18 protein-coding genes are annotated in these 22,714 nt (G+C 34.1%); 6 read left to right on the top strand and 12 right to left on the bottom strand.

Annotation, left to right across the window (positions count from 1 at the left end; genetic code table 11):
- The first annotated feature begins 105 nt into the window (after positions 1 to 105).
- Complete coding sequence (locus AC4PRO_RS09770; protein ID WP_492117227.1) at positions 106 to 1,167, top strand: tetratricopeptide repeat protein; 1,062 nt, start codon at positions 106 to 108, stop codon at positions 1,165 to 1,167.
- A gap of 80 nt (positions 1,168 to 1,247) precedes the next feature.
- Here AC4PRO_RS09770 and fumC read toward each other — a convergent pair whose 3' ends face one another.
- The 3 genes from fumC to arsC all read right to left on the bottom strand — a co-directional run bounded on the left by fumC (position 1,248) and on the right by arsC (position 6,123).
- Positions 1,248 to 2,645, bottom strand: coding sequence for a class II fumarate hydratase (gene fumC / locus AC4PRO_RS09765; protein WP_074724078.1), 1,398 nt, complete (start codon positions 2,643 to 2,645; stop codon positions 1,248 to 1,250).
- Between the two features lie 570 nt (positions 2,646 to 3,215).
- The gene (locus tag AC4PRO_RS09760) at positions 3,216 to 5,687 is read right to left on the bottom strand and encodes a TonB-dependent receptor (protein WP_492117226.1); all 2,472 of its coding nucleotides are present in this window, start codon (positions 5,685 to 5,687) and stop codon (positions 3,216 to 3,218) included.
- Positions 5,688 to 5,781: 94 nt separating this feature from the next.
- Positions 5,782 to 6,123 carry an arsenate reductase (glutaredoxin) gene (gene arsC, locus AC4PRO_RS09755; protein ID WP_492117225.1) on the bottom strand — a complete coding sequence of 114 codons (342 nt, stop codon included), beginning with the start codon at positions 6,121 to 6,123 and terminating at the stop codon, positions 5,782 to 5,784.
- A 111-nt stretch (positions 6,124 to 6,234) separates the two neighbouring features.
- Here arsC and AC4PRO_RS09750 point away from each other — a divergent pair, with 111 nt between their 5' ends.
- Positions 6,235 to 7,176: a CPBP family intramembrane glutamic endopeptidase gene (locus AC4PRO_RS09750; protein ID WP_492117224.1), complete on the top strand. Its 942-nt coding sequence runs from the start codon at positions 6,235 to 6,237 to the stop codon at positions 7,174 to 7,176.
- Positions 7,177 to 7,186: 10 nt separating this feature from the next.
- Complete coding sequence (locus AC4PRO_RS09745; RefSeq protein WP_492117223.1) at positions 7,187 to 8,233, top strand: AMP-binding protein; 1,047 nt, start codon at positions 7,187 to 7,189, stop codon at positions 8,231 to 8,233.
- 90 nt (positions 8,234 to 8,323) lie between these two features.
- On the opposite strand, the gene AC4PRO_RS09740 is transcribed toward AC4PRO_RS09745, so the two are convergent.
- The 6 genes from AC4PRO_RS09740 to lpxD all read right to left on the bottom strand — a co-directional run bounded on the left by AC4PRO_RS09740 (position 8,324) and on the right by lpxD (position 15,939).
- Positions 8,324 to 8,950: a hypothetical protein gene (locus tag AC4PRO_RS09740; RefSeq protein ID WP_492117222.1), complete on the bottom strand. Its 627-nt coding sequence runs from the start codon at positions 8,948 to 8,950 to the stop codon at positions 8,324 to 8,326.
- Positions 8,951 to 9,235: 285 nt separating this feature from the next.
- Entirely contained in the window at positions 9,236 to 10,804 is a 1,569-nt protein-coding gene (locus tag AC4PRO_RS09735; RefSeq protein WP_492117221.1) for a S41 family peptidase, read from the bottom strand.
- A 57-nt stretch (positions 10,805 to 10,861) separates the two neighbouring features.
- The gene (locus tag AC4PRO_RS09730) at positions 10,862 to 11,374 is read right to left on the bottom strand and encodes a GNAT family N-acetyltransferase (protein ID WP_492117220.1); all 513 of its coding nucleotides are present in this window, start codon (positions 11,372 to 11,374) and stop codon (positions 10,862 to 10,864) included.
- 158 nt (positions 11,375 to 11,532) lie between these two features.
- The gene (locus AC4PRO_RS09725; protein WP_492117219.1) at positions 11,533 to 12,804 is read right to left on the bottom strand and encodes a hypothetical protein; all 1,272 of its coding nucleotides are present in this window, start codon (positions 12,802 to 12,804) and stop codon (positions 11,533 to 11,535) included.
- Positions 12,805 to 13,158: 354 nt separating this feature from the next.
- Entirely contained in the window at positions 13,159 to 14,787 is a 1,629-nt protein-coding gene (locus tag AC4PRO_RS09720; RefSeq protein WP_492117218.1) for an acyl-CoA carboxylase subunit beta, read from the bottom strand.
- 153 nt (positions 14,788 to 14,940) lie between these two features.
- Positions 14,941 to 15,939 carry a UDP-3-O-(3-hydroxymyristoyl)glucosamine N-acyltransferase gene (gene lpxD / locus AC4PRO_RS09715; protein WP_492117217.1) on the bottom strand — a complete coding sequence of 333 codons (999 nt, stop codon included), beginning with the start codon at positions 15,937 to 15,939 and terminating at the stop codon, positions 14,941 to 14,943.
- A gap of 185 nt (positions 15,940 to 16,124) precedes the next feature.
- Between lpxD and AC4PRO_RS09710 the strand changes: the two genes are divergently transcribed.
- Positions 16,125 to 17,036 carry a phospholipase A gene (locus AC4PRO_RS09710; RefSeq protein WP_492117216.1) on the top strand — a complete coding sequence of 304 codons (912 nt, stop codon included), beginning with the start codon at positions 16,125 to 16,127 and terminating at the stop codon, positions 17,034 to 17,036.
- A gap of 73 nt (positions 17,037 to 17,109) precedes the next feature.
- Here AC4PRO_RS09710 and AC4PRO_RS09705 read toward each other — a convergent pair whose 3' ends face one another.
- The gene (locus AC4PRO_RS09705) at positions 17,110 to 17,808 is read right to left on the bottom strand and encodes an energy transducer TonB (RefSeq protein WP_492117215.1); all 699 of its coding nucleotides are present in this window, start codon (positions 17,806 to 17,808) and stop codon (positions 17,110 to 17,112) included.
- A gap of 96 nt (positions 17,809 to 17,904) precedes the next feature.
- A protein-coding gene (gene prfB / locus AC4PRO_RS09700) for a peptide chain release factor 2 (RefSeq protein WP_492117214.1) occupies positions 17,905 to 19,006 on the bottom strand; the annotation gives its coding sequence in 2 pieces (ribosomal slippage) (positions 17,905 to 18,942 and positions 18,944 to 19,006; 1,101 coding nt in all).
- Between the two features lie 89 nt (positions 19,007 to 19,095).
- On the opposite strand from prfB, the gene AC4PRO_RS09695 reads away from it, so the two are divergent.
- On the top strand, positions 19,096 to 20,115 hold the full coding sequence (locus AC4PRO_RS09695) for a threonine aldolase family protein (protein ID WP_074724091.1): 1,020 nt from the start codon (positions 19,096 to 19,098) through the stop codon (positions 20,113 to 20,115).
- A gap of 72 nt (positions 20,116 to 20,187) precedes the next feature.
- Here the strand turns inward: AC4PRO_RS09695 and AC4PRO_RS09690 are convergent, their stop codons facing one another.
- Positions 20,188 to 20,508 (bottom strand): YbaB/EbfC family nucleoid-associated protein, encoded by a 321-nt coding sequence (locus AC4PRO_RS09690; protein WP_492117213.1) that lies wholly within the window; start codon positions 20,506 to 20,508, stop codon positions 20,188 to 20,190.
- A gap of 141 nt (positions 20,509 to 20,649) precedes the next feature.
- On the opposite strand from AC4PRO_RS09690, the gene AC4PRO_RS09685 reads away from it, so the two are divergent.
- Complete coding sequence (locus AC4PRO_RS09685) at positions 20,650 to 22,710, top strand: S9 family peptidase (protein ID WP_492117212.1); 2,061 nt, start codon at positions 20,650 to 20,652, stop codon at positions 22,708 to 22,710.
- Positions 22,711 to 22,714 lie beyond the last annotated feature (4 nt).

The following is a 22,714-nucleotide window of genomic DNA, read 5'->3' as shown; positions in this document are numbered from 1 at the left end:
AAATATTAATCTAATTTGCCGTCTCTAATACTTAATTAAATGTTAAAATGAGGTATTGCTATTAATTTATCTAATAAAAACTAACCATAAACCCCAAACAAACTGATGAGAACGAACTTTATATTACTACTATTCCTATTTATTTCATTTGCGGGATCAGCTCAAAAAAATCAAATTAAGGAAGCTCAAAGTGAATTTAAAAACGGTAATTCAAATGGAGCTTTAGCTATTTTAGAGAAAAGTGAATATTTAATTATCAATGCAGATTATGATGATAAATCTGAGTTTTATAATTTAAAGGCGGAAGTTTTTAGAAGTTTTGCAGATAAAAAGATTGAAACTGCAGCAAACTTGACAGCTGCTGTGCGAGCTTACAATGAATTAATTAGAGAGGAAAGTCTTTCTGGTAAATATAAATATATTGTCAAAGCAAAAGAAGCTATTAAGCAAATCAAAGACGACTTACAGAATAGTGCTTCAAAAGATATCAAAGCAGATAAATATGCAGATGGAGCAAAGAAAATGTATAGTCTGTATCAGATAGATAAAAACGATACGATAAACCTTTATCTTTCAACGTCATACTTTATGATGGTAAAAGATTATGATTCGGCATTGAAGAATTATAAGGAATTACAAACTCTAAATTACACGGGTAAAGGAATGGAATATTATGCTGTTAATAAAAAAACAAACGTAGAAGAGCTTTTTTTATCAGCTATGGATAGAGATGCTAGCGTTAAAGCAGGTGGGTATGAAAGACCAAGAAATGCTAGAGCTACATCAAAAAAGACCGAAATATTCCGTAATATGGCCATTATTTGCAGTGAAAAAGGTGACTTAAATGCAGCTGAAAATCTTTATAAACAGATGATTGTGTTTAATCCTAAATTTACAGAACCTTATGTGGATTTAGCTTATCTAAATCTTAATAAAAAGAAGGCGTTAAGTGATAAAATGAGTGTTTTAGGAACATCTCAAAGTGATATGCAGACCTATGATAAATTAAAGACAAAAATGGATGATGTTGTAAAAGAAGCTATTTCATATTTAGAAAAAGCAAATGCTATTGAACCTAAGAATGAAAATGTTTCAGATTTGCTACTTAAATTGTATAGATCAATGGATTTAACAGCAGAATATACTGCTTTGAAAGCAAGAATTTAATTTCTATTTAAGATAGATAATATAAAGATAAAGCCCTGCAATGTGAATTGCAAGGCTTTATCTTTTTAAAGTAAATGGGGCTATTTCAAGCTCCCAACCATATCTTCTGGTTTTACCCAAGCATCAAAATCTTCTGGAGTCACATATCCTAAACGAACGGCTTCCTCTTTTAACGTTGTTCCGTTTTTGTGAGCAGTTTGAGCAATTTCTGCCGATTTGTAATATCCAATTTTAGTGTTTAAAGCAGTAACCAACATCAATGAGTTGTCAACCAGTTCTTTAATACGTTTGTAGTTTGGTTCAATACCTTGAGCACAATGTTCGTCAAAAGACATACAAGCATCACCGATTAAACGTGCCGATTGTAAAAAGTTTGCTGCCATTACTGGTTTGAAAACATTCAATTCATAGTGTCCTTGCATTCCTCCAACAGTAATTGCCACATCGTTACCTATTACTTGAGCACAAACCATAGTCAAAGCTTCGCACTGTGTTGGATTTACTTTTCCTGGCATGATAGATGAACCTGGTTCATTTTCTGGAATGATTAACTCACCAATTCCTGAACGTGGTCCTGAGGCCAACATACGGATGTCATTTGCAATTTTATTTAATGAAACAGCCAATTGTTTTAACGCGCCATGCGATTCTACAATTGCATCATGAGCGGCAAGTGCTTCAAATTTATTTTCGGCAGTTACAAAAGGATGGCCTGTAAATTCAGCAATGTATTTTGCCACAGTTACATCATAACCAGCCGGAGTATTTAATCCTGTACCTACTGCCGTTCCTCCTAGCGCTACTTCTGATAAGTGAGCTAAGGTATTTTTTACCGCTTTTAAACCATAGTTCAATTGTGCAACATAACCAGAAAGTTCTTGACCCACGGTAAGTGGCGTAGCATCCATAAGGTGTGTACGACCTATTTTTACAACGTTTTTGAATTCGGTTGCTTTCGCGTGTAATGTGTCTCTTAATTTTTCAACACCTGGAATCGTAACTTCTACAACTGCTTTGTAAGCGGCAATGTGCATTCCTGTTGGGAAAGTATCGTTTGAAGATTGTGATTTGTTGACGTCATCATTAGCTTTAATGAATTGTTCGCCTTCGCCAATTTCAAATCCTTTATGAACTTGTGCGCGGTTTGCGACCACTTCGTTTACGTTCATGTTGCTTTGTGTACCAGAACCCGTTTGCCAGATTACTAATGGAAACTGATCGTCTAATTTTCCAGCTAGAATTTCGTCGCAAACAGTAGCAATAGCATCTCGTTTTTCAATAGGCAAAACACCTAAGTCGCAGTTAGCATAAGCAGCTGCTTTTTTTAGATATGCAAAACCTTCTATGATTTCTTTTGGCATAGAAGCCGATGGACCTATTTTAAAGTTGTTTCTAGAACGTTCTGTTTGCGCTCCCCAGTATTTATCAGCTGGAACCTGCACTTCACCCATGGTGTCTTTTTCTATTCTGAATTTCATTTTGTTGTTGATTTGTATGTGTTGTTAGTTTAATTATTAATTTGTTGAACTGTACCTGATGTTCTAGCCCTGATAGCAGTGAAAATCCTTATATGTCATTGTTTGGCATATAAGATTGTAATCTCGTTTTTAGGACGAGACGGGATTATCTCCTTAAATTGAGGTCAAAAATACGGATAAATACTTTTTTATGAAAATTGAATCGGATTTTTATTGCTAAGAAAAAATAATAAACATACATTTGTACTTACATTCAAAAATTCCGGAAAACATGTTTGAATTTTCACAGTACTTAGGTTTTTTACTTTTTTTAACCATCCTAACAATGGGATTTTGGTTAATGTTTTTTTTAGTTAGTTTCGTATCCTATTGGGTAGGTGGAGCAACTTGGGAAGCATATAAAGAAAAAAGAAAAGCAAAGAAAGAACAATCAGTTTAGTTTGATTGACACATAAAAAAGGACCCGTTTGTACGAGTCCTTTTTTTTATGCCTTTTTTTGAAAAAAAATACGGGTCCATATTAAAACGAACCCGTACTTATTGAATTAATTAACCCTATTAAATCATTTGTTATCCAGGAAATCCACCACCTTCTTCCTCATTATTTTTTGGCGCATTTTTATCTCTATCCGTTTTCTTTTTGTTGATTCGGTAGGTGAATGACAAATTGAACTGTCTTTTTCTCCATTGAAATTCACTGTACGAACTTACACTTGGTAAATTAGTTTCGGATCTCATTTTTCTCGAATTGAATATATCACTTACGTTAAAAGCGATTGTTGCTTTGTCTTTCAGGATATCTTTGCTAAATGCCGTGTTGATCATATATTGTCCTAAACTTCTACCTTGTGCAGTGTTGCTAGGTCCAAAGTACATTGCGCTAGCTTGCCATTCAACTTTTCCAGGTAGTGTTAAACGAGAGTTTACACGGGAAAACCATGAAAAAGCTTCGTTATATAGATTTTGAACAATTACTTCGTTTTGTGAATTTGTGTATACAAAATCGCCCGTTGTATTCGTGTTATACAAGTTGAAACTACTGTTTATTTTCCATTTTTTTATTGGAGAATAATTTAAAGTAAACTCAAATCCAAATTTTTGTTCTTTTCCAATGTTGATAGGTGTACTCAAAATTACTGGTGTACCATCTACAAATTCACCACTTTCATAACGTACAAATGAGAATACATCAGTTGTATTTTCAAAATACATAGAGGTGTTAAACGTTACTTTATCCCAACGTTTGATGTATCCAATATCAAATTTATCTGTCAAAGAAGGATCTAAATCAGGATTACCTCTAAAGATATTAATATTACTTGATACGTTAGGGGTAGGGTCTAAAAAGCGACCCCTTGGTCTAGATAAACGTTTACTGTAACTTAAAGAGAGGCTGCTTTGGTCTGAAATTTCATAATTTACAAAAGCACTTGGGAAAAACTTATTGTATTTCTTATTATTGTACTCTGCTGAACCTAATAAGTTCACATCGATGTTTGTGTCTTCCCAACGTAAACCAAATAAATAAGAAAATTTATTTACTTTGAAACCATACTGCGTATAAAGAGCGTTGATTTTTTCTTTGTATTCTAATGTATTTGATAAGAAATTATCAACATTATTTCCATTATCATCAGAGAAAATATCATATGCTTTATTTAGATTATTGAAGTTTCCTTTATAACCTGCTTCAAACTGACTTCCTTCCCCAACAGGTAAAACATAATCTGCTTGAAATTGATATTGTTTTTGAACTTCATGATTGTTTGTAGTACCAAAAGTTGACTTTTCAGGAAAAGTGACATTTACTCCATTGATCGTTGAATCATCTTTATCATTACTTTTAGAAAACGACCCATCAACCGTTAGTTTATGTCCTTTGTCATTGAAGTTCTTAATTAAGTTAGAGGAGTATTCAAAGTCTTCGCCATTGTTATTTCCGTTATTTAAACGGTAGCTAATTGAAGCGAAATCTCTATTGCTGTCAAAAGCATTGTAATTTACTAGATCTTCATTCTTTCCGCCATTTTCTCTGTAACTAATCGCGTTGGTCCAAAAAGTAGTTGGGTTTATTGTCCATTCTACTCCAGATTTTGTGTTAATTCCGTCTCTAGTTCTTTTCGTATTTCTAGTTTCATCGATGTATTTATTGGTAGAACCGTCAGAATTGAAATATTGAGCATTAGTTAATCCTCCACCTTCATTAGTTCTGTAACTATAACCAGTTGAAGTAAAGTAATTCAAATTTTCAGTTTTGTAATTTAAGTTTACGCTTAAACCATAGGTTTCAGGAAGTCCTGTTGAAGCGATGAACGAACCATTAAACCCTTGATTTTTTCCTTTTTTAAGGATGATATTTAAAATTCCAGCACCACCTTCAGCATCGTAACGAGCAGATGGATTAGTTATTACTTCTACCTTGTCAATAGCATCGGCAGGAATTTGACGTAAAGCTTCGGCTATGTTTAAAGCATTTGAAGGGCGACCGTCGATAAAAATACGAACATTATCACTTCCTCTTAAACTTACGTTTCCTTCAACATCAACAGAAACAGAAGGAACGTTTTCTAAAACATCACTTACTGTTCCTCCTTTAACTAACATGTCTTGACCTACATTATATACTTTTTTATCGAGTTTAATCTCGACAGTAGATTTCTCTGCACGAATAACTACTTCATTTAGTTGTGCCGCATCTTCACTTAATGAAATGGTTCCAAAATCAGTAGTTGCTTTAAGTGCTTTATCTTTTAATTCTATTGATTTGAAAGAAATAAACTCAATTTTAACGGTGTAAATTCCTGGATTCACATCTATATTGAATTCTCCTTTTGGATTTGTTATTCCTCCAGCTACAACTTTAGCATTTTTAGAACTGGTAAAGGTTACTGTTGCGTATTCTAGCGGTTGTTTGCTTATTTTTTCAATAACAGTTCCTGTTATCTTAATTTTTTCTCCCATTGGGCCTCCTTGCTGAGAAAAACTCATAAAAAAGGAAAAAAATAAAGTGAGCGTTAAAAAGTGTTTTAAAGAGTGCTGCATTATTGCTATTTTAAGTTATGCAAATTTGACTACAAATTTTAGATATGGTTTAATGTACAAATCACAAAAAACTGTTAAAACAAACTGCTGGTGACTAAAGGAAATCCGTAATTTTATCTAACTCTCTGCCAATTATTGCTTTATCTCTTTTGATTACAATAGGGCGTTCGATAAGAATGGGGTTTTCGACCATAGCCTTTATGATTTCTTCATCGGTCATTTTTAGATTTTTAAAATTATCTACCCAAATTTTTTCTTTTTGGCGTATTAACTCTAACGGTTTAATGTTTAGCTTTTTTAGTAATGCTAACAGTTCGTCTTTTGTAGGAGGATTTTTTAAATATTCTATGATTTCATATTCTTTTCCAGCCTCTTCTATGAAAGCAACGCAGTTTCTTGATTTTCCGCAACGTGGATTATGGTATATTTGTATCATTTTATTGTTTTTTCTTTAGTAATGAAAATTAAAATAAATAAAGTATTTTTCGAAGGAACAAAAATAGACTTTGATAGTCTAATTTGGTATACATAATTAAATAAATAATAAATGTTTATAGAACAAGGAGTACATTCAGAAAACAAATTTTGGAAATATTTAATTGGTTCAGGAATAATAATTACGACCTCATTTGTTGGCCAGGTTCCTTTGCTATTGGGGATAATTTATGAAACGGTTGCAAAAGGAGTCCCTTATCCTTCGAGTACTGAAAAGTTGATGCACTTTTTTGATCCAAATTTGACTTTGTTTCTCATTCTGATTTCGTTTGTTTTTACCATGGGGGGGATCTATTTTGTAGTGCGTTATTTGCACAATCAAACGATGCTTTCCGTGACTACGGCGAGGCAAAAAATAGACTGGAACAGGGTGTTTTTCTCTTTTTCGTTATGGTCGGTTTTTACGATTGTTTCTACTTTGATTTTTTATCAAATGAATCCAGATGATTTTTTACTAAATTTTAAACCCGTACCCTTTGCGATCTTAGTCGTTATCGGTATGGTTTTAATTCCAATTCAGACTAGCACCGAAGAATACGTTTTTAGAGGTTATTTGATGCAGGGGTTTGCAAATCTGGCGAAGAATAAATGGTTTCCGTTAGTGATGACATCAGTTATTTTTGGCGCCATGCATCTTTCTAACCCAGAAGTTTCAAAAATGGGGAATATCATTTTTGTATATTACATAGGAACGGGATTGTTTCTGGGAGTATTGACCTTGATGGATGATGGAATGGAATTAGCCTTAGGTTTTCATGCTGCGAATAATTTGGTTAGCGCCTTATTAGTAACTTCAGATTGGTCTGCTTTTCAAACACACTCTATATTTAAAGATATCTCAGAACCGCAAGCTGGACTAGACGTAATCTTGCCGGTAATTGTAATTTACCCAATACTTTTATATATCTTTAGTAGCAAATACAATTGGACGGATTGGAAAGAAAAATTGACGGGAAAAATAAAAATGCAAGAAAATAAAAATATAATAAAATAACAGCTTAGTAATGAAACAAGTAACTTATAAAAACGTACACAATCAATTTAAATTGAATGGTTTTCACCTTAATAAAGAAGATTTATGCAGAGTATCCTACTGTTTGATAAAAGAAGGGGATGAATTTGAGAAGTCGATAGGTGATTTTTTATTAGACTGGTTTGATGATAAATCCTATATCGATTTACAGACTTCTGGAACTACAGGTGTTCCTAAAATTATTAGAACAAACAAACAAACGATGGTGAACTCTGCCCTGGCTACGGGCGATTTTTTTGAGTTAAGACCTGGAGACAAAGCATTATATTGTTTACCCACCAAATATATTGCCGGAAAAATGATGCTGGTTCGCAGTTTTATTCTGGGATTAGATATCGATTTTGTCGCGCCAAGTTCACATCCATTAACAAAGAATGGAACCAAATATGATTTTGTAGCCATGGTTCCTTTGCAAGCTGAAAATTCAGTGGAAGGGTTGAAAGATGTTAAAAAACTGATTGTAGGTGGTGCAAAAATGAGTAAGTCACTTGAAAAAAGACTTTTAAAAGGAAAAACAGAAGTGTATGAGACGTATGGTATGACTGAGACAATTACACATATTGCTGCTAAGAAAATAGGGGAGAAGGCATTTTCTATTTTGCCGAATATTCAAATTTCGCAAAATGATAAAAATTGCCTAGTGATTGACGCGCCAAAAATTTCTACTGAACTTATTGTCACTAATGATTTAGTGGAATTAATAAATGATCACCAATTTGTTTTTTTGGGTAGAATCGATAATGTAGTCAATAGCGGAGGAATTAAATTGATTCCAGAGCAAATCGAAGAAAAATTAGCACATGGAATTCATTCCAGATTTTTTGTAGGCGGAATAGCAGATGCTGTTTTAGGAGAAAAATTAGTTTTGGTTATCGAAGGGGAGAAGCAAGCTTTAGCTGAGCACATTTATAGTTTATTAGACAAGTATGAAAAGCCAAAAGAAGTTTTTTATATTGATAAATTCATTGAGACAGAAAACGGAAAAATAAAAAGAAAAGAAATGTTAGAAAGTATTTAAATTTCTTTTTGATTGAAAAAGCATCGAGGAAACTAGCTATGATACTTTTATAAAAAAACAGAAAGGTATCACTTATTTTATTCATTTAATTTATTTCATAAAACAGTAATTAAATTTTAAACCGAGTGTGTTTTCGGCATGGCCTTTCGCTACGAAGTTAGTCAGATTTAGTGATATTCCTAATTTTCTCTGGTTTGCCCCAGCAATAAAATATTTTCCAAGATATATTCCGGAGCAAGAGCCAAACTGCGCTTCCCCATTATATTCATCTATAAAACCAAGACCAATGCTATTATTTTCATCTGAAATGGCAAATCCCACGCCGGTTTCAATGCCTAAGAACCAATTTTTTCTAAGTTTAAATTGCACATTTGGTTTAAGAGTAAATAAACTGAAGTTTTTGTGCAAAGCTCTTCCTCTCGCTGTACCAGTAGTATCAGGGCCAATATCCCTTACAAACCGGTAATCGTATTCCCCCCTGATACCCAGTTCTGTTTTTGGAGAAATTTTCTTTGAAACTCGTACGTTAATACCAATTCCAACTCTATGTGTCCGATACATTTGAATATGAACTGGTACTGACAGATTTAAGCCACCCTCTAATAGTAGTGTTTTAGAATAATCAGGAATTATCGCTTGTTTCTCTATCTGTTGTGCCATAATTAAATGTGTAAATAATAGCATTGTAATTATAGATATGCCCTTTGACTTTTTCATCTTATTTATATTTTAGGATCAATATATTAATCAGTTATGATTTTAGTATTGCATAAAATAAAAGATAGAATAACTTAAAGCAATAGATAAAATTTTTGCTTTAGATGGTAGAGTCAGGTACATAAAGATAAAAAAATTATATAATAGTTGTTGATAAACAAGTGTTTAATTTAAAAATAAACAGAAATTTTTGTGATAGTGTTTGAGGAAGCTATTTATTAGACATTCAACCAGAAAAGAAGTGATTTGGCCTAATAATAGTACGGTCTTAGTTAGCACCGACTTCTAATTTTTTTTATTAGTTTTTAGGTTATTTAAAATCCAGTTGAGTTGTGGATCGTTTTCTTTCAGTCGGTCTTCAAGGGAAGTACTGATTTCCTTGTCAGGAAAAATGCCATGTCCTTTTATTTCGGTTTTATGATGTGGAGTCATTACCATTAATCCGATTCTGATATTTAATTTAGAATTTGGTAATTTTATGACAGGCATAAATCCCGCTACAGTTCCGTTAAAGGCTCCGCCGGTTTCTTCTCCCACAAAAGTCACCCTTTTAGAGCTTTTCAAGTTGGAAGAAATAAGACTGGATGCCGAGAAGCTCCCTCCGTTTATCAGCACATAAATTTTTCCTTTAAAAGGATTCGTATGCACTTTATGCGGTCTTGTGTGGGTCGCGTACCAGCTTTTACCTGTGTCGTCTTTATGCACTGTCAATAGTAAATAGGAGTACAGCAGCGGTGCGTATATCGTTTTTAGGATTTTTAGGCCAAAAGAACCTCCATTAAAATAGGCACCTTCCATTAAACTTGATTTTGAGACTACTTCAGACTTTTCCAAAAATACAAAAGTAGAGTCGGCTAGGTAAGAGTATAAATCAACAATTTCATTTAATCTTCCGCCGCCATTATCTCTTAAATCAAGAATTAGAGTATTGGATTTATAGTTCTCAATTTTGCGAAAGCTTTCTTTATAAAAAGGCCTAAAATCCCCTTTGTTAAAACTTCTAATCTTCATGATGGCAATACTGCTGTCTTTTTCCATGAAATCTAGGTTTCTGTTGTAGTTTTTCGAATCAGCATTGTAGCCATTTACTCTTTTCTTCCTTCTGAATGTTCGCAATTTTGCTCTATCAAGCTCAGTAATCCCTTTTTGGGTTTTTAGTTCTTTTTTCTTAATCGAATCGTCTTTGTAACGCGTGATAGTAATTAATTGGATGCTGTCGTTGAATTTTAAAGTATAGGTTAAGCTGTCCTTTATACCATTTTCGACAGTAAAATAAGAAGAAAAACGTTTGCCGGAAGTACGGGTTTTTAATGTGGTATTGTAACCATCTGAACTATAGTAGTTGTTGTACTCCTCAATTAAAGCTAGTGGTTTTATGCCATTCACAGCGATCACTTCAGATCCTGCTTTTATGCTTTTGTCGTAGGACTTATTGTTTACGACATACAATTTATTGTCAAAAAAATCAAAGTCAAATTGTGAAAATGGGCCTGTTCCTTTTTTAATAAGTGCTTTCGTTTCCTTTTTCGTCATTTGCATTGAAGCAGGATAGAGGTAGCTATGACCTTGTCTAACTGCAGCTACTATTGGGCTTAATTTTTTATAAAATTCCAGCGGAGTAATGGGTTCTCTAATCGTTGATTTCAGACTGTCGAATTTATAATCTAACTCTTCTTTACTAATGTACCAATACAGTTGTGGGTGTAATTTTTGTAGTTTTTTATACGTAAAATCCACATCCGCTTTTAACTCATCTATGGGTATTAGAGCCGTTAAATGTGCATTGTGTTTTTTTACAGAACTACACTGGGTAAAGTATAGGAGAATAAAAACGTATAGAAATATTTTTTTCATGGTTTTTGAAAAAGGGTTTTAACTTTTTATTGTTCTAGGATGTAAACGAGGAGCTATTTAGTTTTTAACGATTACTTTTTCGTATGCTTTTCTGGCGCTTCCTCTAAAATGCACTTCTCCACAATAGCTGTAACCCGATTTTTCAAAAATAGCCATCATGGCAAAGTTATCAAAATTTGTATCTGCTTTGACGCTGTAGATATTGTTGTTTATCGCAAATTCTTCTATGAAGTTCATTAGTTTTTTGGCTAAGCCTTTCCCTAAATGATTCTCTGAAATTGCTACGCGATGAAAGACAACAAAATCACCGTTTGTAAGCCAGTTTCCTTTTATATTTTCATAGGCGGGTTCGTCGTTGATCAATACTGCAGTATAGCCGATAATAGTATCATCTTCTGTCAAAACAAATCCTGCATTTTTGTCTATGTCATTTTGTATTACGTCCGGATTTGGATAACCGTCTTGCCATTGGTCGCTGCCATCTGCCTTTCTACGTGCGATCGCTTGTTGTAAAATGATCCAAATATGTGGAATTTCGGATGTTGTGGCTTTTCTAAAGTGGTAGGTCATTAGTAAGATGATATTTTTATTGGAGGTTTTTTTGCTTATATTATGTTTGTGGGCAAAAGCGGGACGCTTGCACTAATGTTAAGAATTTATAGATGCTATTTTTATCAAACTTTAATTTTCTTCTCAGGTTTTAGTATGTATCGCCCAAAAGGAGTTTTTTATTTTAAAGGTTCAGCCCAATTAGAATTTCGTATTAAAATTACTGCTTGAGCATAGTCAGTTGCTGAAGTGTTTTTATCTGTAATTTTCATTCCCGAAAATAGACTTAATAGTCCTGTGCTTTCCATCAATCTTAATGAATTTTGATAGGGAGATTTTATTTTATTAACATCAAAAAAGGTATTAGTATTTTCATTTGTTATCTTTTTTAAATCGGAAATTCCGAAGTGATAAAGCAAAAAAGTATTGTCGCAAGAAACGGTTGTTTTTGTGTGTTCCTCGTTACTTTTCAAAAAGAAAGGTAAATATTTTGATGGAGCATCCATATAACTATCTAAATACCTAGATATAATAGTATATGTTTTGGATTTGACTGGTGAATTTTGATTTGTCACAAGTGTCCCGAAATTCTTCTTTTTATTCATTTCTTTTTGTAAAACGTGTGCTTCACCAAAAGAACTATAAATTTTTTGTCCTTGAAAATTATATCTTTTATATAAATCAATGAAATTTAAAAACATTACATCTTCTCTTGTCGTTGTTTTGTAATAATCGACTAGGTTTTTCCTTATATGTTCAATATCCCTTACATAATCTATGGTTGTGGTATTTAGATTTATTGAAGCAATCACTTTTGGCAATTCATATTCTGTCCATTCTAAAAATAAATTCTCGTCTTGTGGTATATCAGATGAAAGATTTAGTTTGGACAATAGTATTTTTAAGTGATTCTGGGTAACATTTATATTTTGAACCTTATCAATTCCATAAACTCTAATTTGCGAATCTTCAGAATTTATACTATTTAGCTTGCGAATTTGGATCCATTTGTTTTTGTAATCGAGATTATTGTGTCCATGATTGATTATCCAACTGTTTAAAACGTAATCAATACGTTTTTCGTCTCCAGTTAATAGATATTCATTTAAAAAATAGGCTTGGCTAAAATCAATCTCTGCCAAATGAATTTTCATTCCAGCATTCTTATTTAAATACTTGATGAGTTCAAAATCAATTTTTATTGTTTCTTTTATTCCGTGAAATTCGCCATAAAGGAACAAATCATTTGTCTTTACATACTCATCTAAATTTCTAAAGGTTAAAGTTTTATTTTGCTTAACTGACTCAAACAAACTTTTATTATCGTCCCAGTATTGAACATATTCCTTACCTAAATAATTGTCATATCTTTTTACAGAGAAGCCATAGAGCAAACATAGAAGGAAAGTGATAAATAAGTATTTTATTCCCTTCAAAATCTTGTTTTTCAATTATATACGATTTTTGGTTAAAATTACGGCTAACATATCTCTATCTACGATACAAACCCTAGCATAGCTAATCTAAAATAGATGCATACCCGAAACTCTGTTTCATTGTTATTCCTTTTTCAAATATATAGAAAAAAGCTACACGATAAGGATAGGATTCCTATTGTTTTTTTAAATGAATGTGTTCTGAAAATAGTCCGTACTCGATTAGCCCCGATAGAAGCGGCATCCCCCGATTTAAAGAAACTAAGGCAATAAGCTTTGTTTTTTTAAATCGGGGAATACAGCGAATAGCGGGAGGGAACTAGTTATGAAACCGAAGTAGTTCTGCTCCTAAAAATAAATTATAGTAAGTTAAACTTGAATTACACCCAAGTTAAATTGTTTCTCGATAGGGGAGTGATTTGCTGCTTCGATACCCATAGATATCCATGTTCGCGTGTCTAGAGGGTCGATAATCGCATCTGTCCACAATCTAGAAGCGGCATAATAAGGAGAAACCTGCTCGTCGTATCTGGCTTTTATCTTGTCAAAAAGAGCTTTCTCTTTCTCTTCATCGACAATTTCTCCGCTTTTCTTCAAGGAAGATGCTTCGATTTGCGCCAATACTTTTGCCGCTTGTGTTCCGCCCATAACGGCAAGTTCTGCACTTGGCCAAGCGAAGATCAATCTTGGGTCGTATGCTTTTCCACACATGGCATAATTTCCAGCACCGTAGGAATTCCCAACGATAACGGTGAATTTTGGCACTACAGAGTTGCTTACGGCATTAACCATTTTGGCACCGTCCTTTATGATTCCACCTTGTTCCGATTTGGATCCCACCATAAAACCGGTAACATCTTGAACAAAAACTAAGGGGATTTTTTTCTGGTTGCAATTAGCGATAAAACGGGTGGCTTTGTCAGCACTATCCGAGTAGATAACACCACCAAACTGCATTTCGCCATTTTTGGTTTTGACCACTTTTCGTTGGTTAGCCACAATTCCTACTGCCCATCCGTCAATTCTGGCATAACCAGTTATAATTGTTTGACCGTAGCCCTCTTTATATGCTTCAAATTCTGAATTGTCTACAAGACGGTTGATGATCTCCATCATGTCGTATTGTTCATTTCTGGCTTTTGGTAAAACACCGTATAGTTCTTTTTCGTCCAAGGTTGGTTTCGCTGGCTTTACTCGGCTGAACCCTGCTTTGTCGTAATCACCAATTTTATCAACGATATTTTTTATTTTGTCTAAGGCGTCTTTGTCGTCTTTGGCTTTATAATCTGTTACTCCTGAAATTTCACAGTGCGTCGTGGCACCTCCTAAAGTTTCATTGTCGATACTTTCTCCAATGGCTGCTTTTACTAGATAACTACCTGCAAGGAAGATACTGCCTGTTCCTTCAACAATGATGGCTTCATCACTCATTATAGGTAAATAAGCACCTCCGGCAACACAGCTTCCCATTATAGCCGAAATTTGAGTAATTCCCATGCTGCTCATTTGGGCGTTATTTCTAAAAATACGTCCAAAATGTTCTTTATCTGGAAAAATTTCGTCCTGCAGCGGTAAATAAACACCAGCGCTATCCACTAAATAAATGATAGGCAAGCGGTTTTCCATTGCGATTTCTTGTGCACGAAGATTTTTCTTGGCTGTAATAGGGAACCAAGCACCCGCTTTTACTGTCGCATCATTGGCCACAACAACACATTGTTTTCCGCCGATATATCCTATTTTAACAACAACACCTCCAGATGGACAGCCCCCGTGTTCTTTATACATTCCTTCACCAACAAAAGCTCCAATTTCAATGCACTTGGCTTTAGGATCAAGTAAATAATCAATGCGTTCCCGCGCTGTCATTTTTCCTTCAGCATGTAGTTTTTGAATTCTTTTTTCGCCTCCTCCTAATTTTACTTTGGAAAAATTTTGTCTTAATTGAGACAATAAAAGTTTATTGTGATCTTCGTTTTTATTGAAGTTTAAATCCATGTTGTAATAGTGTTATAAATAGTTTGTGCTAAAATACAAAATCGAACGAAATAAAATTTATTATTTTGGTTCCTTTGCGAATAATTTCGATTTAAAACCAAAAAAACAGGAGCGAACTCCTGTTTTTTTACGAATATGATAAAATTTACTTATTTATTTTTTTGAATCATTGACTAATCGTTTTAGAATAGCCCATTGTTTTAAGGCATCACGCGCTTCAACTGCAGGATAACCTAGCACTGTTTTACCGGCAGGGACATCACAGGTAACACCAGATCCGGCTCCTACGATTGCGCCACTTCCTAATGTTGCATGGTCTTTTATGGAGGCGCTTCCGCCAATAATTACTCCATCGCCTAAAGTTACAGAACCCGCTAATCCGCTATGTCCTGCCATTATACAAAAACGTCCCAGTTTACTGTTGTGACCAATTTGAACTAAATTGTCAATTTTACAACCATCTCCTAAAACCGTAGAACTAAATTTCCCTCGATCCACACAAGAGTTGGCGCCAATTTCAACGCTATTTCCTATTATTACATTTCCTATCTGAGGAATTTTTACCAAGCCTCTTTGAGGACAAGGGCGAAATCCAAATCCATCTGCTCCAATAGTGGCATTAGGATGTATAATACAATCAGTACCTATGTGACAACGCTCTCTTACCACAGTTCCTGACCACAATACCGTATTCTTGCCTATAGTGCATTCATCCAGAATGGTGACATTAGGATAAAGGATTGCATTTTCTCCAATTTTCACATTGGGCCCAACATAACATCCGGCGCCTATTTTTGTCCCAATTCCGATGGTCGCTGATTTGTCAACTACTGCCGTTGGGTGAATGTCAACATGAAACACGGGCATTGGATGAGCAAAAAGTTCCAAAACTTGAGACATTGCTAAATCAGCATTTTTCACTTTAATGAAGGCTCTATTTTCTCCTGGCTCTATCGAAATATCCTCATTTACAACAGCAACACAAGCTTTTGATGATGACCAAAGTTTTTCGTATTTTTTGTTTCCAATAAATGAAATTTCAGAATCAGTCGCAACCTCTAGTTGCTCAGGTGCTGTAATTATTTGTGAGGTACTGCCAGATATGACTCCTTTAAGGACTTCATTTATTTCTTGGATGGTGTAGGATTTCATAATGTTACTAATAGATTGGGTTATGGTACAATTCTCAAATAAAGTGATTTAGTCTTAAAGTTCCAAATGTTTACCGATACTTTAACACGATTAAAAGTAGTTTTTATATAACTTTTTATAATAAAAGTATAACTTTATCAGATGTTAAACTATTACTTTTGCGGGTTAAATTTTGATTCTAGAATATGAAATATTTTCAAGTTAAATGCTCTTTTTTTCTGCTTATTTTTTCTGGTGTTATTGTAAATGCTCAGGTTCAGGCTTTATTTAACAGTAAAACGCAACTTCGAAATTTAACTGAGAGATGGGAACTGGATACTACTTCAGTGAGAGGAACCTTTTTGATTACTCCTTATAAGCCTATGTTTGTATTACCCGTGCGCTGGACGAATAACGCGAATGAACGGCCTGAATCAGGAAATATAGATCCAGATTATATAGCACCTGCAGGTGTTGAATATAATAGTATTGAGACTAAATTTCAATTGAGTTTTAAGACTAAAGTGCTACAAAGTATTTTCTGGGGGTATGGAGACTTATGGGTCGCCTATACTCAAAAGTCACATTGGCAAATCTATAATAATACGCTTTCGCGCCCCTTTAGAGAAGTAAACTATGAACCCGAACTTATTTTAAATTTCCCAGTGAAGTTTAATTTATTTGGTTTTAAAACAAGAATGGTGGGAGTCGCATTTAATCATGAATCAAATGGAAAAAGTGATCCTTTTTCTCGAAGCTGGAATAGAATTATACTACATGCAGGGTTTGAACGTAACAATTGGACTGTCTATGTGAGACCTTGGTTTCGAATGCCAGCTGCAATTGATGATAATCCTGATATTTCAGAATATGTAGGTAGGGGAGACGTGAATGTAATTTATACCAAAAACGGAAAAATTCTTTCTTTTATTGGCAGTCATAATCTAAATTTTAATGCAAAAGCTAGAGGAAATGCCTCCTTTTCATGGTCTTATCCCGTTAGAAATAATTTAAAAGGATATTTACTAATTTCCCACGGCTACGGTGAAACCTTGATCGATTATAACAATCTGCAAACGACTGTTGGTGTCGGTGTTTCTTTAATTGAATGGTTGTAAAAAAAAATAACTCCTTTAATTTTAGGACTAAAATTAAAGGAGTTAAACAATGAAAATTATTTGCGTGGGAATTTTAATTAATAGTAATTGGAATGCCATATTTAACACGGGCATCTTTACCGTCGACTTTACCAGGAATCCATAATGGGCTATTAAATAAAACCCTTAAAGCTTCAACATTCATGTCATAATTAAGTCCTTCGATTATTTTAAAATCTTTTAAAGTACCATCTATTTCAACCACAAAATCAACTTTTATTCTTCCTTTAGCATTATTAGGAGACTTGAAGTTTTTTCCAATGTATTTATAAAACTCATTTATTCCTCCTGGAAATTGGGGTTTTATAAAATAGGGAAAAAAAGCAATTTCACTTCCGGTTTCATCAAAACATTTTCCGTCAATAAATTCGCCATTTTTATAATTTTCGGTACGCTTGATTTGGCCGTTTTCATAATATCGGGTTAGTTCACCTTGTTGTTTTCCTTTTACAAAAAAAGAAGTTAGCTCTTTATTTCCAGATTTATAATAACTTTCGGAAGTACCATTTAAAATGCGTTTTTTGAAATTTGAAAATTGATCGTGATTTCGTTTTGTTCCATCAATAAAATAAGTGGTTCTCGAAGTTCCTTCTTTAGTGTCCTCATAAGTACTGAAATAAGTTGCTCCTTCGGCTGAGCGTAATTCTTTAAAATGTTCAGTGTAATATACTTTTTTTTGAGAGTAAAATGTTATTGAAAATAGTAAAACAAAGAAGACTAGTGTATTTTTCATAAATCGGATTAATTTTTCAAAATCAAAAGTAACAAAAAAATCCTACAGAAAAAGATAAATTTCTCTGTAGGATTATAATTGATTGATTTGATAATTTTATTCTTCGTCGTCTCTTTGTCCCATCATCATCAGGTAGGCTTTCAAGAATTCGTCAATTTCACCGTTCATCACACCGTCGACGTTGCTGGTTTCATAACCCGTACGCACGTCTTTTACTAATTTGTAGGGTTGCATCACATAATTGCGAATCTGAGAACCCCATTCAATTTTCATTTTTCCAGCTTCAATGTCAGCGCGCTGCGCCAATTGTTTCTTTAATTCAATTTCGTACAACTGAGAACGGAGCATTTGCATAGCACGTTGTCTGTTGTCTTGTTGCGAACGGGTTTCTGAACACTGAATTTGAATTCCTGTGGGTTTGTGAAATAGCTGTACTTTAGTTTCTACCTTATTCACGTTTTGTCCACCGGCACCACTAGATCTGGAAGTCGTGATTTCAATATCGGCAGGATTAATATCAATTTCGATACTGTCATCTACAAGCGGATATACATATACGGATGCAAAGGAAGTATGCCGTTTAGCATTACTGTCAAACGGGGAGATACGCACTAAGCGATGTACTCCATTCTCTCCTTTTAAGTATCCAAAAGAATAATCCCCTTCAAACTCGAGCGTAACCGTTTTGATACCGGCTGCTTCTCCTTTTTGAAAATTCAGTTCTTTTATTTTATATCCATATTTTTCGCCCCACATCATGTACATGCGCATGAGCATTTCGGCCCAATCACAACTTTCGGTACCTCCAGCACCTGCAGTTATCTGTACTACAGCGCTTAAAGAATCTCCTTCATCTGAAAGCATGTTTTTGAATTCGATGGCTTCAATATGACTTGCAATACCGTTATATTGCTCGTCTAGTTCTTCTGCTGTTAGTTCTCCCTCCCTGTAGAATTCATAGGCTAATTGCAATTCGTCAGCCATTTCGACTGCTTTATCGTAATCTTCAATCCATTTTTTCTTATTTCGAAGATTTCTTACAATTAGTTCGGCTTCTTTTGCGTTATTCCAGAAATCGGGAGCAAAAGTCTTTTCTTCTTCGTTAGAAATTTCAATTAGTTTGGCATCAACGTCAAAGATACCTCCTCAACGCACCAAGGCGCTCTACAATACCTTTAATTTGTTCGGTAGTTGTCATAAATTATGTAATTTTGTGCGACAAAAATAACAAATTTTAAGAATTGGCAAGACGAGACTTGTGTTTTTAAACAAATATAAAATCAATGTATGGAAATAAATTTAATTAGCGATACAATTACTAAGCCTACACATGAAATGTTGCAGTACATGTTCAATGCTGAAGTAGGTGATGATGTTTACAAGCAAGATCCCACAGTGATTGAACTAGAGGATACCATTGCGCAAATTTTTGGCATGGAAGCAGGACTGTTTTTCCCTTCAGGAACGATGGCCAATCAAACGGCAATCAAACTACATACACAACCAGGAGAGCAAATTATTGCCGACAAATATGCACATGTTTACCTTTATGAAGGTGGAGGTGCTTCTTTTAATAGCGGAGTCTCTTTTTCTTTGCTAGATGGTGATCGCGGAATGATTACTGCAGAACAAGTGGCAGGAGCAATCAATGACCCTGAGTTTTATCACAATCCGTTAACGAGTTTAGTTTGTGTTGAAAATACGACTAACAAAGGAGGCGGCGCTTGTTATGAATTAGATGAATTGAAAAAAATAAAAGAAGTATGTGTAGCCAATAATTTAAAATTCCATCTTGATGGAGCCCGAATTTGGAATGCCTTAATTGCTAAAAAACAAGACCCAAAAGCTTTTGGTCAATTGTTTGATACGATTTCGGTATGTTTATCCAAAGGACTGGGTGCGCCAATAGGGTCTGTTTTATTAGGTGATAAAGCGACAATTCATCGTGCATTGCGTATTCGAAAAATATTAGGAGGAGGAATGCGTCAGGTAGGTTATTTGGCAGCAGCCGGATTATATGCTTTAGACAACAATATCAGCCGCCTTGCTGAAGATCATAGACGCGCCAAAGAATTAGCCGTAGTATTGAATAAATTGGATTGGGTGGCTAAAGTCGAGCCTGTAGAAACAAATATTTTAATATTTACGTTGGTGCCAAATTTAAGCGACCACGTTTTAATTGAAAAATTAAAACAAAAAAACATATCCATCAGTTCTATGGGACACGGAAAATTGAGAATGGTAACCCATCTTGATTATAGAGAAGTGATGCATACCTATGTATTAGAAACCTTGGCAAAGTTATAAATTATAAATTATGAAGTATGAATTATGAGTTTGTATAAAAACTCATAATTCATATTTTATAACTTATTTAGATTATTTGAACAAATTATCCATTCCAGGAATCATTGGCATATCCATTTTTGCAACAGCATCAAGTTCAGCTTCATTAACCTTAGTCGCTTTCTCGATTGCTTTGTTCATTACTAAAATCATATAATCTTCTAATTGTTCTTTGTCTTGCAATAAGTCATCGGCAATTGTAATTGATTTTATTTTTCTATTAGCAGTAATCGTAATTTTTAACAAACCGTCTGTACTTTGCTCATCAACAAGAACAGTATCCATGCGTTTTTTTGTTTCTTCCATTTTTTGTTGGGTTTCTTTAAGTTTACCCATCATTCCCATTAAATCCATTTTTGATAATTTAAAAATTATTGAAATACGAAATTACGAATTTTGAAGAAATATGCAATATTAAATAAGACGAAAAACAGACGCGTTTTAGAGTCGCTTTGTTTATTTTTGTTTATTCTTTAAAATATGAAAACTCAAAAAATGATAGAAAATATACAGCCACCAGTTGCTAGAATTATACCAACACTATTAGAAAAATTCGAAGACGTCAGGATTGATAATTATTATTGGTTAAAGGATCGAGAAAATCCTGAAGTGATTGACTATCTGAATAAAGAAAACGAATATTATCAAAAAATGACTGCTCATACGCAGGAATTCCAAAAAGATTTATTTGAAGAAATGAAAGCCAGAATCAAGGAAGACGATGAATCAGTTCCTTATTTATACAATGGCTATTATTATATTACTCGTTTTGAAGTAGGGAAAGATTATCCTATTTATTCTCGAAAAAAGGAAAGCCTTTCGGCAAAAGAAGAAATCATGCTTGATTGTAATGAATTGGCAAAGGGAAAAAAATATTTCAATCTAAGCGGATTGAGTATTAGTAATGATAATCAACTGGCTACCTATGCTGTAGATTTAGTAGGAAGAAGGATTTATACTTTGCAAGTAAAAAACCTGATAACAGACGAAATTTTAAGCGATAAAATTGAGAATACTACCGGAAATTCTACTTGGGCAAATGATAATCAAACTATCTTCTATACTACTCAGGATGCCAATACCTTGCGTTCCGATACTGTTCTAAAACATAAATTAGGAACCGATACAGTAGAAGATGAAGTAGTTTATTTTGAAAAAGATGATACTTTTGATGTTGCTGTGGGTAAAGAAAAATCAAAAAAATATATTTTGATCAGCTCTTCGAGCACGCTGACTACAGAATTTATGACTTTATTAGCCGACAATCCAGATGGGAAATTTAAAGTCTTTCAGAAAAGAAAAAGAGGTTTAGAGTATAGTATTTCTCATTTTGGAGATCATTTTTATATTCTTACAAACAAGGACAAGGCGACTAATTTCAAACTAATGAAAACGCTTGAATCTAAGACTTCAATGGAGAATTGGGAAGATGTTCTTGCTCATAGGGAAGATGTTTTACTGGAAGATATTGACATTTTTAGAGATTTTTTGGTGGTTTCAGAACGTAGTAATGGTTTGAGTGAAATTAGAATAATTCCCTGGAGTGGAAAAGAGGAATATTATTTGCCTTTTGAAAGTGAAACCTATACCGCTCATACTTCTGCAAACGTTGATTTTGATACAGATATCTTGCGATATGCCTATCAATCGATGGCAACACCTGCTTCGATTATTGATTTCAATATGAACACCAAAGAAAAAGAAGTCAAGAAAGAACAAGAAGTGCTTGGTGGTAACTTTGATAAGGACAATTATATTGAAGAACGTGTTTGGGCAACTGCAAAAGACGGAACCCTGATACCTATTTCTATGGTATATAGAAAAGGTTTGAAAAAGGATGGAAAAAATCCATTGTTGCTTTATGCATACGGTTCTTACGGACATTCTATGGATGCTTATTTCTCATCAACAAGATTGTCGTTGTTAGACAGAGGTTTTGTTTACGCTATCGCACATATTCGCGGTGGAGAAGATTTAGGAAGACAGTGGTACGAAGGCGGAAAATTATTAAAAAAGAAAAATACTTTCAAAGATTTTATAGATTGTTCTAAATTTTTAATTGAGCAAAAATACACTTCTACAAAACATTTATATGCGGAGGGTGGTTCTGCAGGGGGCTTATTGATGGGAGTTATTTTAAATATGGCGCCAAAACTATACCATGGAGTAATTGCTCAAGTCCCTTTTGTAGACGTTGCAACGACGATGCTGGATGAAACTATCCCGTTAACAACCGGGGAGTATGACGAATGGGGGAATCCAAACGTTAAAAGATATTATAAGTATATGAAATCCTACTCTCCTTATGATAATGTAAAACCCCAAGCCTATCCTAATATGTATATATCGACCGGTCTGCATGATTCACAAGTACAATATTGGGAGCCTGCTAAATGGGTAGCGAAGCTGAGAACTTTGAAAACAGATAGCAATCTTTTGTTTTTAGATACTAACATGGATGCAGGTCACGGAGGCGCATCTGGAAGGTTTGAAGCCATTAAGGAATTAGCAAAGGAATTCAGTTTTTTGTTAGATTTAGAGAAAATTAAAAAGTAATTCG

This window comes from Flavobacterium sp. DW-iso2 (genome assembly GCF_058725285.1).
Note: the sequence above shows the minus strand (reverse complement) of the source record. Positions and strands in the feature narration are given on the sequence as shown.